The 16233-nt window shown below is 38.3% G+C and carries 18 protein-coding genes; 11 read left to right on the top strand and 7 right to left on the bottom strand.

What is annotated here, in order from left to right; all coding sequences use genetic code 11:
• The first annotated feature begins 21 nt into the window (after positions 1-21).
• The 7 genes from MM239_RS09075 (at position 22) to atpG (ending at position 5454) form a co-directional block, all read left to right on the top strand.
• Positions 22-408: a hypothetical protein gene (locus tag MM239_RS09075; RefSeq protein WP_241347887.1), complete on the top strand. Its 387-nt coding sequence runs from the start codon at positions 22-24 to the stop codon at positions 406-408.
• Positions 409-427: 19 nt separating this feature from the next.
• Entirely contained in the window at positions 428-1447 is a 1020-nt protein-coding gene (gene atpB, locus MM239_RS09070) for a F0F1 ATP synthase subunit A (protein WP_241347886.1), read from the top strand.
• A gap of 40 nt (positions 1448-1487) precedes the next feature.
• The gene (gene atpE, locus MM239_RS09065; protein ID WP_014771320.1) at positions 1488-1748 is read left to right on the top strand and encodes an ATP synthase F0 subunit C; all 261 of its coding nucleotides are present in this window, start codon (positions 1488-1490) and stop codon (positions 1746-1748) included.
• 81 nt (positions 1749-1829) lie between these two features.
• Positions 1830-2324, top strand: coding sequence for a F0F1 ATP synthase subunit B (locus MM239_RS09060; protein WP_241347885.1), 495 nt, complete (start codon positions 1830-1832; stop codon positions 2322-2324).
• A gap of 1 nt (position 2325) precedes the next feature.
• A complete protein-coding gene (atpH, locus tag MM239_RS09055) occupies positions 2326-2886 on the top strand; it encodes an ATP synthase F1 subunit delta (RefSeq protein WP_241295680.1) in 561 nt (186 codons plus the stop codon).
• Positions 2887-2920: 34 nt separating this feature from the next.
• Positions 2921-4498, top strand: coding sequence for a F0F1 ATP synthase subunit alpha (atpA, locus tag MM239_RS09050; RefSeq protein WP_241347884.1), 1578 nt, complete (start codon positions 2921-2923; stop codon positions 4496-4498).
• An 80-nt stretch (positions 4499-4578) separates the two neighbouring features.
• Entirely contained in the window at positions 4579-5454 is an 876-nt protein-coding gene (atpG, locus tag MM239_RS09045) for an ATP synthase F1 subunit gamma (protein WP_241347883.1), read from the top strand.
• A 490-nt stretch (positions 5455-5944) separates the two neighbouring features.
• Here the strand turns inward: atpG and MM239_RS09040 are convergent, their stop codons facing one another.
• Positions 5945-6535 carry a YceI family protein gene (locus MM239_RS09040; protein WP_241347882.1) on the bottom strand — a complete coding sequence of 197 codons (591 nt, stop codon included), beginning with the start codon at positions 6533-6535 and terminating at the stop codon, positions 5945-5947.
• A 121-nt stretch (positions 6536-6656) separates the two neighbouring features.
• Here MM239_RS09040 and MM239_RS09035 point away from each other — a divergent pair, with 121 nt between their 5' ends.
• The gene (locus MM239_RS09035; RefSeq protein ID WP_241347881.1) at positions 6657-7544 is read left to right on the top strand and encodes a DUF4886 domain-containing protein; all 888 of its coding nucleotides are present in this window, start codon (positions 6657-6659) and stop codon (positions 7542-7544) included.
• Positions 7545-7570: 26 nt separating this feature from the next.
• Here MM239_RS09035 and mazG read toward each other — a convergent pair whose 3' ends face one another.
• Positions 7571-8371, bottom strand: a complete 801-nt coding sequence (mazG, locus tag MM239_RS09030) for a nucleoside triphosphate pyrophosphohydrolase (protein WP_241347880.1) — start codon at positions 8369-8371, stop codon at positions 7571-7573.
• 70 nt (positions 8372-8441) lie between these two features.
• Here mazG and MM239_RS09025 point away from each other — a divergent pair, with 70 nt between their 5' ends.
• The 3 genes from MM239_RS09025 (at position 8442) to MM239_RS09015 (ending at position 11337) form a co-directional block, all read left to right on the top strand.
• On the top strand, positions 8442-8672 hold the full coding sequence (locus tag MM239_RS09025; protein ID WP_076497691.1) for a hypothetical protein: 231 nt from the start codon (positions 8442-8444) through the stop codon (positions 8670-8672).
• A gap of 69 nt (positions 8673-8741) precedes the next feature.
• The gene (glmM, locus tag MM239_RS09020; protein ID WP_241347879.1) at positions 8742-10130 is read left to right on the top strand and encodes a phosphoglucosamine mutase; all 1389 of its coding nucleotides are present in this window, start codon (positions 8742-8744) and stop codon (positions 10128-10130) included.
• A 64-nt stretch (positions 10131-10194) separates the two neighbouring features.
• Positions 10195-11337 (top strand): cysteine desulfurase family protein, encoded by a 1143-nt coding sequence (locus tag MM239_RS09015; protein WP_241347878.1) that lies wholly within the window; start codon positions 10195-10197, stop codon positions 11335-11337.
• Positions 11338-11466: 129 nt separating this feature from the next.
• Here the strand turns inward: MM239_RS09015 and MM239_RS09010 are convergent, their stop codons facing one another.
• From MM239_RS09010 to MM239_RS08990, 5 genes are all read right to left on the bottom strand, one after another.
• Positions 11467-12204 (bottom strand): SAM-dependent methyltransferase, encoded by a 738-nt coding sequence (locus MM239_RS09010; protein WP_241347877.1) that lies wholly within the window; start codon positions 12202-12204, stop codon positions 11467-11469.
• Positions 12205-12411: 207 nt separating this feature from the next.
• Positions 12412-12831 (bottom strand): outer membrane insertion C- signal, encoded by a 420-nt coding sequence (locus tag MM239_RS09005; RefSeq protein WP_241347876.1) that lies wholly within the window; start codon positions 12829-12831, stop codon positions 12412-12414.
• Between the two features lie 67 nt (positions 12832-12898).
• Entirely contained in the window at positions 12899-13927 is a 1029-nt protein-coding gene (locus MM239_RS09000) for a Gfo/Idh/MocA family oxidoreductase (RefSeq protein WP_241347875.1), read from the bottom strand.
• Between the two features lie 5 nt (positions 13928-13932).
• A complete protein-coding gene (locus tag MM239_RS08995; protein WP_241347874.1) occupies positions 13933-14559 on the bottom strand; it encodes a response regulator transcription factor in 627 nt (208 codons plus the stop codon).
• Positions 14560-14588: 29 nt separating this feature from the next.
• Positions 14589-15353, bottom strand: a complete 765-nt coding sequence (locus MM239_RS08990; RefSeq protein WP_241347873.1) for a sensor histidine kinase — start codon at positions 15351-15353, stop codon at positions 14589-14591.
• Positions 15354-16233 lie beyond the last annotated feature (880 nt).

Genomic DNA, 16233 nt, shown 5'->3' with positions numbered 1-16233 from the left:
TGCGCCTTCATTCAGAGAGGCATGTCTAACATCAAAATATTCACAGTAAGGATTCTCGCTTTAACATTAGTTTTGGCGGGTGTAATATATATCCTTCAGAATTACATTCAGCCGAGATGGGTACATGATGCTATCTGGAAGATATTATCATTTTTTGCTTTGCTGACTTGGGTTACTGGTGCATTTGTTCATTACCTTATGAGGATTAGCAAAGAAAACTCCTCAAATATCCTATTAGGCGCTACTGCCATACGATTTATGGCAAGCTTAGGATTCATTGTGATATTCTTGTTTTTGGATGTCGAAAATATAATTCTGTTTGTAGTTAATTTCTTTGTAATTTATTTGTTCTACTTAATATTTGATATATACGGGTTAATAGCTAATTTGCGCCCGCATTCAAAATAGGTCATAAAAATACGATTTGATGTTCCGTAAGTTTCTTTGCTTAAGCGTTTTATTCTCAGCCTTTTTGCTGACATTCTCCACCCCAACATTCGCTTCGGGTGACGAAGAAGATAAAACTGGTTTTATCATGCACCACATAAAGGATTCCTATGAGTGGCATTTCACCACTTTAGGCCATACGCATGTAACACTACCTCTACCTGTAATATTATATTCATCAGACAGGGGGTTAGAGTTTTTTATGTCATTTGATTTTCAAGATCAGGAAACGCACAAATTTGGCGAGGCACATGGTCAGGGAGTTTATTACATAGATGCTCATGAGCATTTACACAGAGCAGATGGAGGATCTTTTGTAGATCTATCTATCACCAAAAACGTGGCCATGCTGTTTTTAGTAGTGATCGTAATGGGATTCCTAGTAATGTCGGCCTCCTCTCACTACAAGAAAAACGGTGTGAAAGCACCTAAAGGTGTAGCTTCTTTCTTAGAGCCGATCGTAATATTCGTAAGAGATGAAATCGCTTACAAATCTATCGGACCGAAATACAAGAAGTTCGTTCCATATTTGTTGACATTATTTTTCTTCATTTGGATAGGCAACTTGATGGGATTACTCCCAGGTGCAGCCAACTTAACAGGTAACATCGCTGTGACTGCTACCCTTGCCGTTTTGACATTTATTATTGTCAATGTGAATGGAAATAAAGAATACTGGAAGCACGTATTCATGACTCCAGGTGTACCTGTTCCATTATTGTTGGTAATCGTACCTGTAGAAATCATCGGTTTATTTACTAAGCCATTCGCATTGATGGTCCGTCTATTTGTAGCGATCACTGCGGGCCACATTGTGATATTAGCTTTTATCGCATTGGTTTTCATCTTTGAATCTTATGCAATAGGAGTAGTGAGTACTTTGATGGTAACATTCTTGAATGTAATCGAGCTCTTGGTAGCCACTATTCAAGCTTATGTATTTACGCTATTCACTGCCATGTATATTGGTGGGGCTGTGGCTGAGCATGAGCATCATTAATTAAAAATTTCTTTGTTCAATTTATAAATAATACACACGTATGTTAACTTCATTATTATTGTCTGCTGGATTAGCACTTATGGGTGCAGGTATCGGTGCTGGAATTGTAGCGATTGGCGCAGGTCTAGGTATCGGTAGAATTGGTGGTCAGGCTATGGAATCTATTGCTCGTCAGCCAGAGGCTGCTGGTAAAGTTCAGACTGCCATGTTGATCATTGCAGCTCTTATTGAGGTAGTATCCCTGTTTGCGGTAGTAGTTTGTCTACTTATTGCATTGAACGCAGGTGGTCTTACTTTCTAAGAACAAAAGAAAAGAGGGATTGGCGATTGGCCAATCCCTTCTCTTGATTTGAACAAATCCGAAATTATAACAAAAACATAAATGGATCTTATACTACCTAGTTCTGGACTTATCATTTGGCAATTGATTGGATTCCTTGCCCTACTATTCATCTTAGTAAAGTTTGCTTGGAAACCAATATTGAGTGCTCTTGAAGAAAGAGAGACTAGCATTGAGACTGCCCTCAAAGCAGCTGAACAAGCTAAAGCTGAAATGGCAAACCTTAAGGCTGAAAACGAGAAACTACTTCAAGAAGCAAGAATTGAAAGAGATAACATCTTGAAAACAGCCAATGATGCTGCTGCAAAAATGATAGAAGAAGCAAAACAAGCAGCAGCCACTGAAGGTGCAAAAATGATCGAATCAGCAAAAGCTGTAATCGAGAATGAAAAGAAAGCTGCCCTCAATGAAGTGAAAAATCAAGTAGCCCAGCTTACTTTAGAAGTAACAGAGAAACTATTAAGAAAAAATCTTGCTACCGACGCTGCTCAGAAAGCTTTGGTAGACGATATGGTAAAAGATATAAACCTGAACTAAGATGTCTGAATTCAGAGTTTCCTCCAGATACGCCAAGTCTCTAGTAGAGCTTGCCATTGAAAAAAACGCCTTAGATGAGGTGCTAGCTGATATGAATCAGTTAGTCAAAATGGCAAGTGACAACAGAGAGCTGGCTCTTTGCTTGAATAGTCCCATTGTGACTTTTGATAAAAAATTGAAGGTATTGAAAGCGCTTTTTGAAAAGTCAGGTAATGCTTTGACATTAGCTTTTTTCGACATCGTAACTCGAAAAAACAGAGCAAATCTTTTGCTGGATATCGCTAGAGAATTTCAAAAGCAGTATAACCTACACAATGGAATTCAAGTAGCTGAATTGACTACAACTTTCCCTATAACAGAGGAGTTGAGAGAAAAATTCATCGCTACAGTCAAAGAAATCTCTGGATTGGAGAAAGTAACATTAAACGAAAAAATCAACAGTGATTTGATCGGGGGATTTGTACTAAAAGTCAATGATAGACAACTAGACGAATCACTGAGCAGCAAACTAAAAGCTTTGAAGCTTGAGTTTTCTCAAAATCACTACGAAAGTAAAATTTAAAAATCATAGCAATAACATTTAATCATATTCAATAATGGCAGAAGTAAGACCTGATGAAGTTTCGGCGATATTGAGAGAACAACTCTCTGGAGCTAGAACTGAGGCTGAACTGGAAGAAGTGGGTACCGTCCTTCAAGTAGGTGATGGTGTAGCCCGTATCTATGGACTTTCCAAAGCTCAAGCTGGTGAATTGCTTGCGTTCGAAAACGGACTAAAAGCGATGGTACTTAACCTTGAAGAAGACAATGTGGGTGCCGTATTGTTCGGTGACTCTAAGCAAGTAAAAGAAGGTGACACTGTAAAAAGAACCAAGCAAATCGCATCAATCAAAGTAGGTGAAGGTATGCTAGGTAGAGTAGTGGATACCTTAGGTAACCCAATCGACGGTAAGGGCCCTCTAGCAGGAGAACTTTATGATATGCCATTGGAAAGAAAAGCTCCAGGTGTGATCTACAGACAGCCTGTGAATGAGCCACTTCAGACTGGTATTAAGTCTATTGACTCTATGATTCCAATCGGAAGAGGCCAGCGTGAATTGGTAATCGGTGACCGTCAGACTGGTAAGACAGCTGTTGTAATCGATACCATAATCAACCAAAAAGAATTTTACGATAAAGGTGAGCCTGTATTCTGTATCTATGTAGCCGTAGGACAGAAAGCTTCTACAGTAGCGGGTGTGGTAGCAGCTTTGGAAAAAGGTGGTGCTCTTCCTTATACTGTTGTAGTATCTGCTGCAGCATCTGATCCTGCTCCTATGCAATTCTTTGCACCATTTACAGGTGCAGCTATTGGTGAGTTCTTCCGTGATACCGGACGTCCAGCATTGGTAGTATATGATGATTTGTCTAAGCAAGCAGTAGCTTACCGTGAAGTATCTCTACTATTGAGAAGACCTCCAGGACGTGAAGCGTACCCAGGTGATGTATTCTATCTTCACTCAAGATTGCTTGAAAGAGCTGCAAAAATCAATGCTTCTGACAAGATCGCTAGTGAAATGAACGACCTTCCTGAATCTATCAAGCATTTGGTAAAAGGTGGAGGATCATTGACTGCTCTTCCAATCATTGAAACACAGGCCTCTGACGTTTCTGCATATATCCCGACTAACGTGATCTCAATTACTGATGGTCAGATTTTCTTGGAAACAAACCTTTTCAACTCAGGTATCAGACCTGCGATCAACGTAGGTATCTCTGTATCTAGAGTAGGTGGATCTGCTCAGATCAAGTCTATGAAAAAAGTAGCGGGTACATTGAAGCTTGACCAAGCGCAATTCCGTGAATTGGAAGCTTTCTCTAAATTCGGTTCTGATCTAGATGCATCTACGAAAAGAACTATCGAAAGAGGTAGAAGAAACCAAGAAATCTTGAAGCAAGCTCAATATGCTCCTGTAGCTGTAGAAAACCAAGTAGCAATCATTTATGCTTCTACCAAAGGTTTGATGGATACAGTTCCAGTAGAGAGAGCTAGAGAATTTGAAAAGGAATTCTACAACTTGCTAGCAGCTAGCTATCCTGAAGCGCTTACTGCGATCAAAAAGGGTGATCTAGATACTGCTGGTAAATTACTAGAATCAGCAGCTAAGGAATTAGCTCCTAAATACGCAAAATAATTATAGATCATATCAACCTTGGAGTCTAAGGTCTCCGAGGTTGTTTATATAAAAAATACCCCTCCATATCAATCTAAAGTATGGCTAACTTAAAGGAAGTAAAGGAAAGAATCAATTCAGTAGTCTCTACTCAGCAGATCACCAAAGCGATGAAAATGGTTGCTGCTGCGAAGCTAAGGAGAGCGCAGGATAAGATCACACAAATGCGACCATATTCGCAGAAGTTGACGAATATTCTGAACAATGTATCTGCCGCCAGTGAAGGACAGGCTGATATCGCCTATGCTGAAAAACGTGAAGTCAGAAATGTATTAATCATACCTGTGACTTCTGATAAGGGTCTTTGTGGTGCCTTCAATGCCAATGTATTGAAAGCAACTAACCTCACTATCCTTCAGGATTATGCCGCAGCTCAAGTGACTGTGCTACCTTTAGGCAAGAAAGCTTACGAATTTTTCAAGAAGAGAGAATTGAATGTTATTGCTGACTATTATCAAGTATTCTCTGACGTAAGTTTTGACAACGTAAAGTTCGCCGCTGAATATGCTATGGAAGCTTTCACTGAAGGAAAATACGATAAAGTGGTATTGGTGTACAATCATTTCAAAAATGTAGCTACCCAAGAAGTAATCACGGAGCAGTTTTTACCGATGTCTTCTGAAGAATTAGAATCAGACGTAAAAAAATCAGAAACTGATTATATCCTTGAACCTTCTAGAACTTATATCATAGAAGAGCTAGTACCTACTTCATTGAAAATACAATTCTACAAAGCCATTCTGGAATCTAATGCATCTGAGCATGGCGCTCGTATGACTGCCATGGATAAAGCTACTGAAAACGCTGGTGAACTCCTGAAAGACCTGAGGCTGATGTATAACAGATCTCGTCAAGCAGCTATTACCAACGAAATCCTAGAGATCGTAGCTGGTGCCAATGCACTTGGAGGGAAGTAAATTCAGATTTAAGTCCCGATTGCAATCGGGAAAATTTACAGATATAAAAAAACCACGAGCTGCGAAGTTCGTGGTTTTTTTTTGACTTACTCATAAATGTCTTTTCTAGTCAATACAATTGTATACTTAGGCATCTTTTGTTTTTCTACTTTTCAAGTACTCAGAAAACAAAAGACGTTCACCTGTATCTTTATTTTTCGCCTTATCATAAAGTTTAAATCTTCCAATTCTTCTAACTCTTCCAAAAGAGCATTGAATTCATTGATAGGCAGTACGACAGAAACTTTCTTCCCTTTGCTGTCAGTAATACATTATGGATTTACAATAAGCATCGTTTATATCTTTTGAAAAAAATAAAATTAAAAGAAAAAGCAATTCAATCACAGCAAGGTTTCAAAAATCAACAGCTATTAGTTTAGAAGTTCTAAACAAAAATAAAAGCTGACGCTCAGGGTCAGCTTTTATTTTTTCACCATTTGTATGTAATAACCTACTTCACCCCTACCAATCTCACATCTAAAGTCACCTCATCATAGATCACTTTATCTGCAAGATTCTCGAAGTAGTTGCCAGACCTGTATTTGATATCATACATAGTTCTATCAAACTTGATCGTACCTGATGCAATTACTCTATTGCCTTCTTCGCTTACTTTGACAGGAAAAACCACAGGGTGGGATATTCCTTTGATCGTCAAATCGCCCTTGATTTCATAGTCTTTGCCATTGCTTGACTTGGCTTCCGTAATCTTCAAGGTTGACTTTTTATGCTTTTCTACGGAGAAAAAATCATCCGACTTCAAATGATCCAATAGGCGCTTATTGGAGTTGGCATCTTTGATGTCTTCCACGGTAATGGTGGTCATGTCAATCTCAAAGCTTCCTCCTAGAATCTTTCCGTTTTCATAATCTAGCTTTGCATCAGCAATGCTAACTTTACCGTAATGCTCACCAGTGACCTTTGCAGCCTTCCAGTCCACTGTACTTTCTGATTTGTTTACAGTCAAATCTTCAATGGGATTTGACAAAAATAATGAGCCCATTATTCCAATGGCAAGGCTTAATGTAGTGAATAATTTCATATTTTGTGATTGGTTATAAATTAATGGTATTTAGACAGGTAATCCCATAGAAGGTTTAGCCCAAATCCTGACGAATTTATGTATTTTAAAGTAATTATCATTACTATCTAATAAACTCAAAATGAAAAAGCTTCATCAATTTTCACTAATTGCAATAATACTGTTTCTTGCCTTTCCAAGTACGAGTTTTATCTCCCTTGAGAAAAAGGTCACTGTTATAAAAATCCTAGCTATTGGAAACAGTTTTTCAGAAGATGCCATAGAAAACTATCTATATGATTTAGCTGCATCTGAAAATATTGAACTCATTATAGGAAATCTATACATAGGTGGAGCTTCTCTTGATTTGCATTGGCAAAATGCGCAAGAGAACAAGGCCGCTTATGAATACCGCAAAGTAACTACGCAAGGAAAGGTAGTTTTGAAAGATACAAATATTGAAACTGCAATATTGGATGAAGACTGGGATTACATCAGCTTTCAGCAGGTCAGCAATAATTCTGGTAAGTATGAAACATACATAGAGCCTTTGTCCAATTTGCTAGCATACACAAAAAATTTAGCTACAAATTCAGAAGCAAAATATTGGTTACACCAAACTTGGGCATATGCAGAGAACTCCACACATGATGGGTTTTCTAACTATAACAATGATCAGGAGACAATGTATACAGCAATAACAGAAACTGCAAGAAAAGTGAGTATTTCTTTAGGGCTAGATTATGTCGTCCCTTCTGGAACAGCGATTCAAAATGCTAGAAATACCTTGCTAGGCGACAATTTCACAAGAGATGGTTATCATCTAAACTATACAATAGGAAGATATACTGCAGCTTCTACTTGGTTTGAAGCTTTGACTGGAATAAGTGCAGTTGGAAATAGTTTTGGCCCAAGCGATATGGATGAAACAGCCTTGAAAATCGCTCAACTGGCAGCTCATAGCGCTATTCAAAATCCAGATGAAGTTACTTTTCTGGAGGAGTATTTGTCTGAAATAGTTGTCGATTAAAATCTCTCCAGAAATCCGGAAAAAGCTTAAAGCCTTTTCGCTTCTTCCCAATACACATCCATTTCTGCTAGGGTCATGTCTTCGATTTTCTTGCCAGAGGCTTTCGCCGCTTGCTCTAAGTATTGGAAGCGTTTGATAAATTTTAAGTTTGTCTTCTCCAATGCTTCCTCTGGATTGATATCAATAAACCTGGCGTAATTGATCAAAGAAAAAAGTAAATCTCCAAACTCTCCTGTAGCCCTTTCTCTATCAATCTCCTGCCCTTCTACCGCATTAAACTCCGCTTTGAATTCTTGCATTTCCTCTTCTACCTTTTCCCAAACTTGAGCTTTCTCTTGCCAATCGAACCCTACGCCCCTTGCTTTTTCTTGGATTCGCATGGCTTTGATCAGTGCTGGAAGAGATCGAGGAACTCCTCCAAGGACAGATGTATTGCCTTTTTCCTTCAATTTGATTTTTTCCCAATTCTGCTTGACCGCTTCTTCGTCATCCGCTATGGTATCTCCATAGATATGTGGATGCCTCCTGATGAGTTTTTCACAAAGGCTATTGATAACCGTACTGATGTCAAAAGCATCTTTTTCCGAACCTATTTTCGCATAAAAAACAATATGCAACAGAATATCTCCAAGCTCCTTTTTGATCTCCTCAAGATTATCATCTAGAATAGCGTCAGAGAGCTCAAATGTCTCTTCGATAGTCAAATGCCTGAGACTTTGGATGGTTTGCTTTCTATCCCAAGGACACTGCTCGCGAAGCTCATCCATAATGGTCAGTAAACGATCAAATGCTTCTAATTGGGCTTTTCTTGAAGATATTTGAGACATGGCAGGGAAACTAATTCGAATGTGTGGACGTTTGGAAAGTAATCTGTAAATTTGTGCAAATTAATTTGATATGGCAACTTTGTATTTAACTTTGGGATTCATAGCATTATTCTTCATCATGATGTCTGTGAGACTTATATTTCTCAAAAATGGGGAGTTCAAGGGCACTTGTGCTTCACAGAATCCTTACCTCAATAAAGATGGAGGTACTTGTACCTACTGTGGAAAGACTGTAGATGCTAATAGCAGCTGCGGTAATCCAGACAATGAGGTGGACAAAGTCTTAGCGAAATTCAAATAAACTTTAAGCTTGGTTTTTCAACCCCGAGTATTTCGGGAATTTATACTTTAACTTTAAAAATTCACCCTTGTGACTTTAATCAAATCAATTTCTGGTATTCGTGGTACCATAGGAGGGAAACCTGGAGAAGGCTTGACGCCATTGGATGTAGTGAAATTTACCTCTGCTTATGGGGCATGGGTCCTTCAAAAGACTGGTAACGCAAAGGTAGTCATCGGTAGAGACGCACGTATTTCTGGAGAAATGATCAACAAGCTGGTATCAGCAACGCTCCAAGGATTGGGAATTGATGTCATAGATCTCGGTCTAAGCACTACACCTACAGTGGAACTGGCAGTTCCTTTAGAAAAAGCTGGTGGTGGCATTATTTTGACGGCAAGCCACAACCCTATACAATGGAATGCATTAAAGCTCTTGAATGATAAAGGAGAGTTTATCTCTGATGCAGAGGGTAAAGATATCCTGGCTAAAGCTGAACAAGATGACTTCAAGTTTGCTGAAGTAAAAAAACTAGGGTCGTATACCATAATAGATGATTACATAGACAGGCATGTGGCGCATGTTTTGGACCTTAAGCAAGTAGACAAAGAAGCTATAGCTGCAAGAAATTTCAAAGTAGTAATCGACTGTGTCAATTCCACGGGAGGTATTGCCTTACCGAAGTTATTGAAAGCATTGGGTGTGGAGCATGTGGAAGAAATGTATTGTACACCAGATGGACACTTTCCACACAATCCAGAGCCTCTACCTGAAAACCTTCGAGATATTTCAGAAAAATTGAAAAAAGGAAAGTTTGATTTGGGAATTGTAGTAGATCCAGATGTAGATAGACTTTGCTTTATCAATGAAGATGGTTCTCCATTTGGTGAAGAATACACGCTAGTAGCAGTAGCCGATTACGTGCTATCTCAGACTCCTGGCAATACCGTGTCCAACATGAGCTCAACCAGAGCACTTAGGGATGTCACTGAAAAAAGAAAAGGACAATATCAAGCCGCTGCAGTAGGAGAAGTCAATGTCGTGAACAAGATGAAGGAGACCAATGCTGTAATCGGAGGAGAAGGAAATGGTGGAGTAATCTACCCAGAGTCTCATTATGGAAGAGATGCCTTGGTAGGTATTGGGTTGTTCCTAACCCACCTTGCGAAATTTGGAAAATCGATCTCGATGCTTAGAGCTAGTTATCCAAATTACCATATTTCAAAAAACAAAATCGAACTTACCCCTGACATCAATGTAGATCAGGTACTCGAAGCGATCAAGAAGAAATATGCCAAACATCCTATCAATGATATCGACGGTGTCAAGATAGAGTTTGACAAAGAATGGGTTCATTTGAGAAAATCTAATACAGAGCCTATAATCAGAATTTATTCTGAATCTGAAAGCTTAGCAACTGCTGAGCACCTAGCAAATAAAATAATATCAGATATCAAAGAAGTAGTTACTGCTTCTTAAAGATTGGGCTTGGTATCTTCCAGGCCCAATTCATATTTTATACCCAGCCCAAATATTACATATTATGAGAGTATACTTCGACAATGCTGCTACTACAGCTATGGATGAGAGGGTGATAGATGCCATGATCCCTTATATGAGGGAACATTATGGAAATCCTTCTTCTGTGCATAGTCATGGAAGAGAAGTCAGAACAGCCATAGAGCGATCTAGAAAAAAAGTAGCAGAACTACTGAATGCCAGCCCTTCTGAGATTTTCTTTACATCAGGCGGTACCGAAGCTGACAACACAGCATTGGTCTGTGGCATACATACTCATGGTATACAGCACGCCATTACATCACCTATGGAGCATCATGCTGTTTTGCATACTTTAGAAGAATGTGCAAAGAAAGGTATGATCAAATTAAGCTTGCTAGAAGTGAATAATCGTGGAGAGATCAATATGGATCACCTACAAGACTTGCTCAAAGCAAACCCTAGAAGCATGGTCTCTGTAATGCATGCAAATAATGAAATTGGAAATATCAATGATCTTCAGACCATAGGAAACTTGGCCAAAGAGTATGATACATTTTTCCACTCTGACACTGTTCAGACTATGGGGCATTATGTACACGACTTGAAAAACCTGCCTGTAGACGCTATAGTAGCAGGAGGACACAAGTTTCACGGACCAAAAGGATCAGGATTTTTATTTGTCAGAAAAGAAAAGAAAATCTCCCCATTTATTTTTGGTGGTGCACAAGAGCGGAATATGCGAGGAGGTACAGAAAATGTCATCGGCATTGTCGGTATTGCCAAAGCACTAGAATTAGCATATGAAGACATGTCTGGCCACCGCAAGCATGTCGAAGCCCTAAAGCAAAGATTTATTGATCAACTCAATGCAAGCATTCCTGGCGTGGAATACAATGGGCTTTCAGCCGATATGGACAGAAGCTTGTACACGGTATTGAATGTAAGCTTTCCTCCTTCAGAAGAAAATAGTGGCATGTTGCTTTTCAGCCTTGATCTTAATGGTATTTCAGCTTCTGGCGGGTCTGCTTGTAGTAGCGGGGCTACTGTGGGGTCTCATGTTTTGAGAGCTTTAGGAGCTAAAGCAGATAGGGATTCGGTAAGGTTTTCTTTTAGTCGGTTCAGCACAGTAGATGAAGTGGATTACACTGTCGCAAAACTAAAGGAACTTTATAGCGTCATTGCTTGATAATACATGGACAAGTTGATAGCATATCAATAGACCTGACATGTTTGAGAATCAGAAAATCTTAAAGATTCTGAACTTCTCAAACATGTCAGGTTTCGATTCTTAAAAATTAACAATTAATAGGCAGTCCTAATTTCCAGCATAGATAACAAAAACAGTTGGGACTTTGTGTAGGTCAAGGTTTGTCTTTTTCCATTGCTGTACTGTTTTTGTTTGGATAATCTCGTCCGAACCAGTCAAATTTTTAGCAATACAAAGTCGGGTATTCGGGTGCAGAGTGTTTTTCAAATCATCAAAAAGGGGATTATTCCTAAAAGGAGTCTCCATAAAGACTTGTGTTCGATTACTCTTGACAGAATCTGCCTCTAGGGTCTTTATAGAAGCAATTCTACTTTTTTTATCGATTGGAAGATACCCGTGAAAAGCAAAGGATTGACCATTAAATCCAGAGCCCATCAAAGCTAAAAACATTGAACTTGGTCCAGAGATCGGAACCACTTGAATACCTTTTTCATGAGCCCAAGCTACCGCAATAGCTCCAGGATCTGCAATACCCGGGCATCCAGCCTCTGAAATTATTCCCATATCCTTTCCATCCAGTATAGGCTTCATCAATTCTTGAAGCTGTGGTATGCGTGTCTTCTTATTCAGGATCTCAAAATGTAAATCTTCTATAATCACACCTAACTTCAGACTACTGATGTATCTCCTTGCTGTACGTAATTCTTCTACGAGAAAATATCGGGTATTTTTTACCACTTCTTTGACCTGAGGAGACATGATATGCTGAGATGTATCCTCAGCCAGACTAGAAGGTATAAGATAAAGCTTGCCTTTCATTCCACAAAGATGCTGATAAATGCTCATTGATCAAATATTGATCTCTCAACTTAAAGTCTCTTGAAAACCTTACCTTCCAAAAATTGCTAATTGAAAAACCTTCTATAGTCACTTTTAATGTAAAAAAATTGGCATCGAGGTATCTTAGCTATAATTTTTCAGATACCATAGCTAAGATACCCCAACACCAAATTGGAGATAATAAAACAATCTTAATGTATTGGTATAATCAAATTACCTGAAAGTATATTTCATTCCTATACCTGCCCTGAAGTAATTACCGTATTCTGTCGGGAAAATGGGAGAAGCTTCAAGCAAAAACCCAAAGTTTCTTGTGTTAGAAAAGGGCTTTACAAGTACTCCCAATGGAACACCTAAGTATACACCGTCTCTGTTGCCTTCAGTACCTAAATGAAAGCCACTGTAGAAATTGACCTCATCTTTCTGTACAAAGTTATACCCAAAAGTACCTTCAATCCCTATTCTACCGCCTGTAGAGACTCTAGCTTCTCCAAACATTTTGTTGTCTGGATCAGTACCGATAGATGCAAAAGTAGCTGAACTCAATTGTTGTACACCAGCGCTAATTTGAGCTTTAGACTCTGATACTACCGCAAAGAACAGTAGCATAGAAAAGAACATTAATTTTTTCATTGTGTTTGAATAATTGGTTTGAACGATTTCTTTTCAAACACTTTGCCAAAAATGAGCTTATTTCAATTTAGAGATCTATTTTTTGGCCATTTTTACTACTTTCAAATGCAGACTCTATGATTTTGAGTACGTTAATAGCTTCATCAATTTTCACCATTAATTTCTCTTCCCCCATGATTGCCTTAGCCAGATTTAAATAAAAATCCCTGTAATCCCCTCTTTCTGTCTGAATAGATTTTGTATTATCTGCAAAGTAAATTTTACCCCATCCACTCGGATCCTCAACTCCCCAATCATCTCCTTCTGGTGCTATGCCTGCCTTCAATGCTTTTTCTTGTACATCAAGACCATACTTTATGTAGGAACCCTTATACCCTTGGAGCAAAAATTTAGGCATCGGAGCATTACTCAAAACAGATGCTGTCAACCTGACATAAGGCGTGTCATAACCCAATATGATATCAAAAAAATCATCTGCTATGGCGTTTTCTCTTTGTACCTTGATTTCAGCTTTTACCCACTTCGGCATTCCAAAAAGACACACAGCCTGATCGATTAAATGAGTACCCAAGTCATAGGTTATCCCATTGCCTAGATTATCTTTTTCTCTCCAGTTTTCACTTATTTGAGGTCTAAATCTATCAAAATGAGACTCAAAATGAACTAGCTTCCCCAATTTTTCTTCATCGATAAGCTTCTGGACTGTCTTGAAATCCCCATCGAGCCGCCTGTTCTGAAACACAGACAAGACCCGCTCATTCTCTTCAGAGATGCGTTTCAAAATTATAGCCTCTTCGCTTGAAATGGTGACAGGCTTATCCACCAAGACATGCTTGCCTTTTTCCAAACACAATTTTGCTTGCTCAAAATGGAGATCATTAGGTGTCACGACAACAATCAAGTCAGCCGCATCTGCCTCCAAAAGGGCTTCAAGGCTTCTATACACTTCCACATGAGGATATTTTACTTTAGATTTTTGCTGAGAGCGCTCCACTACAGCACAAAGTTCTAAATAAGGACATGCTTGAATTAAAGGAGCATGCGTTTTTTCTCCAACATTACCAAAGCCAACCAAGGCTGTTTTAATAGGATTCATAAAAATCAAATTACCATATCTGAAACTTTATTCAACAATTCCACTACAGAGTTGACTTTCAGTTTACTATAAATTTTTTTCCTGTGAGACTCAATAGTCAATTGGCTTAAATGAAGACTTTCAGCCATGTCTTTATTGGTCATTCCACTTTTGATGAGCTTTAAGATTTGCACTTCACGCTTTGTAAGTTCATAGCGCATCTTGAAAAGATCATCTACCGGATCTTCGAGGTTTTGCTTAATCGCCTTCTGAAAATTCATCACGTGGGAATTTTCATAAACCTCACGTATGGTATACTTCAACTCATCCGGGTCTGCATCTTTGAGTACATAAGCGTCTGCACCTGCCTTTTGACACATTTTGAAGATCGGCTCTTCATCATACATGGACAGTACGATTACTTTGGTAAGTGGATAATCCTCTTTGATCGATTTGATCACATCCTCACCATTCATTACTGGCATATTCATATCTGTGATGACCACATCAACTCTTCTGGTTTTCAGGAAATCCATGAGTTCTTGTCCATTTGAAAACACTTCTAGTACATCAAAGTCTTCCTCATCATATAGGATACTTTCTATACCTTTGGCAAACATTTTATGGTCATCTGCTAAAGCTATTCTAATCATTGGGTGATGAATTTATTCCAAAAGATAACTCATAAGCTCGAATTTGGCAATTTAAGTTTGATTTGAGTACCTTTTTTTAATTCAGAGGTAATATCAATTGTTCCTCCAATCATCTCCATTCTTTTGCCCAAGTTGAGTAAACCAGATCCATCGGATCCAGCATAGATATCAAATCCTACTCCATCATCAGCAATCAAGATTTGAAGCTGATCAGCAAAGTAATGGATTTTAAGAATGATTAATGTAGGCTTTGCGTGCTTAACTGCATTGTTGAGACACTCCTGAATCACCCGGATCAGTACAAGTTTTTTGGAGTTATCAAGATCAAAAAGCTCACCAGTCTTTTCAAACACCACTTTGCAAAAACCTAGGGATTCAAGCTTATCTAGTTCCTTTCGAATAAATTCATCAATGCTGACATGGCTCACCCAGTCTAGGTTAAGAGATTTTGACAATCCTCGTACTTCCTTGATCACTTGATTGAGCAATGATTTAGCTTCTAATGATTTCTCGGGCTTATTGCTACTTAGTGTCAACTTAGTCAGAGAAAGCAATTGACCAATATTATCGTGAAGTTCGCGCCCTACATGAGTTAATGTTTCCTCTTGGATCTCCTTTTCTACATGAAGGATTGTTTTGTCAAATTCTGACTGCAATGCATCTAGTTTTTGGATGTGTTCTAGTTGCCGTTTTCGATGAAGCAATGCCATCACCACTATAAACGAACCCATTAGCAGCGTAAGGGCAAACCCCAAAAGAATGATAAGAAATATACTTGGTGTTTCTTCTGTCATGATTGGTAATAAAGCTTCGGGTAAAAATACCTATTTTTTGCTTTGCCAGCAATCTCACTTTGGTAAAGAGTTGTTTATCACTCTCTTTGACAGAAATGGAAGGTAAAATACAAGCCCCATCCCCAAATACATTGTAATTGACATGAATTGCACTAAACGGGTTAAAATATAGCTGAAAGATCTATCAAATTTTATCACAATAAAAATAGATGAAAAATAAAGAAACGTAGTGGTATAAAATAAGAAGATCAACACCATAAGCCAAAATATAGGGTTGAATGAAAGCGTCTCTGAACTATGAGTACCTAAAATTGAAAGCCTCAAAAAATAGTAAATAGAAAACAAAATGATTGTATAACTTCCAATAGAAAACGATAATGAATGAAATGTATAAACACTCTCGAAAAAAGTAGTATATATAATCCCCCAACTAGCAAAAACTAACATAGCTAGCTTGATCAATAGTTTTTCTCTCTTAGAATCAAAAACGCATAAGAAAAGTAAAAGAATCAAAAGTGTCTCCAAATAGACAAAGAAAACAGTATATAAATACTGATTGTCAATTTTTCTTTTCCCTAAGTAGGTACCCGCCGTTTCTAAAGAAATTGCTAAGCAAAGTACTATAAAAATTAACCGATGCTCCTTTACATAGTTATGCTTCCAAAAAAAATGAGGGATACTCAATAGCAAGCCCAAAAGAATTAATCCCAAATACCAATCAATTATTACCATTTTCATTTGGTCTTTTCTAAGTTAACCCACATTGCAGCTAACCGCTCAGAAGTAGCTGTTTTTTAGTGGTTTCAATTTTTTCAGTTTCCGGTTTGTGTACTACGGATTTTCTTTTGGTAAATGGCTGGTATTTGGTTTGGAGGATATC

Origin of the sequence: Belliella filtrata (assembly GCF_022549775.1) — a bacterium.
Classification (GTDB): domain Bacteria; phylum Bacteroidota; class Bacteroidia; order Cytophagales; family Cyclobacteriaceae; genus Belliella; species Belliella filtrata.
This window is presented reverse-complemented; position numbering and strand designations above follow the sequence as displayed.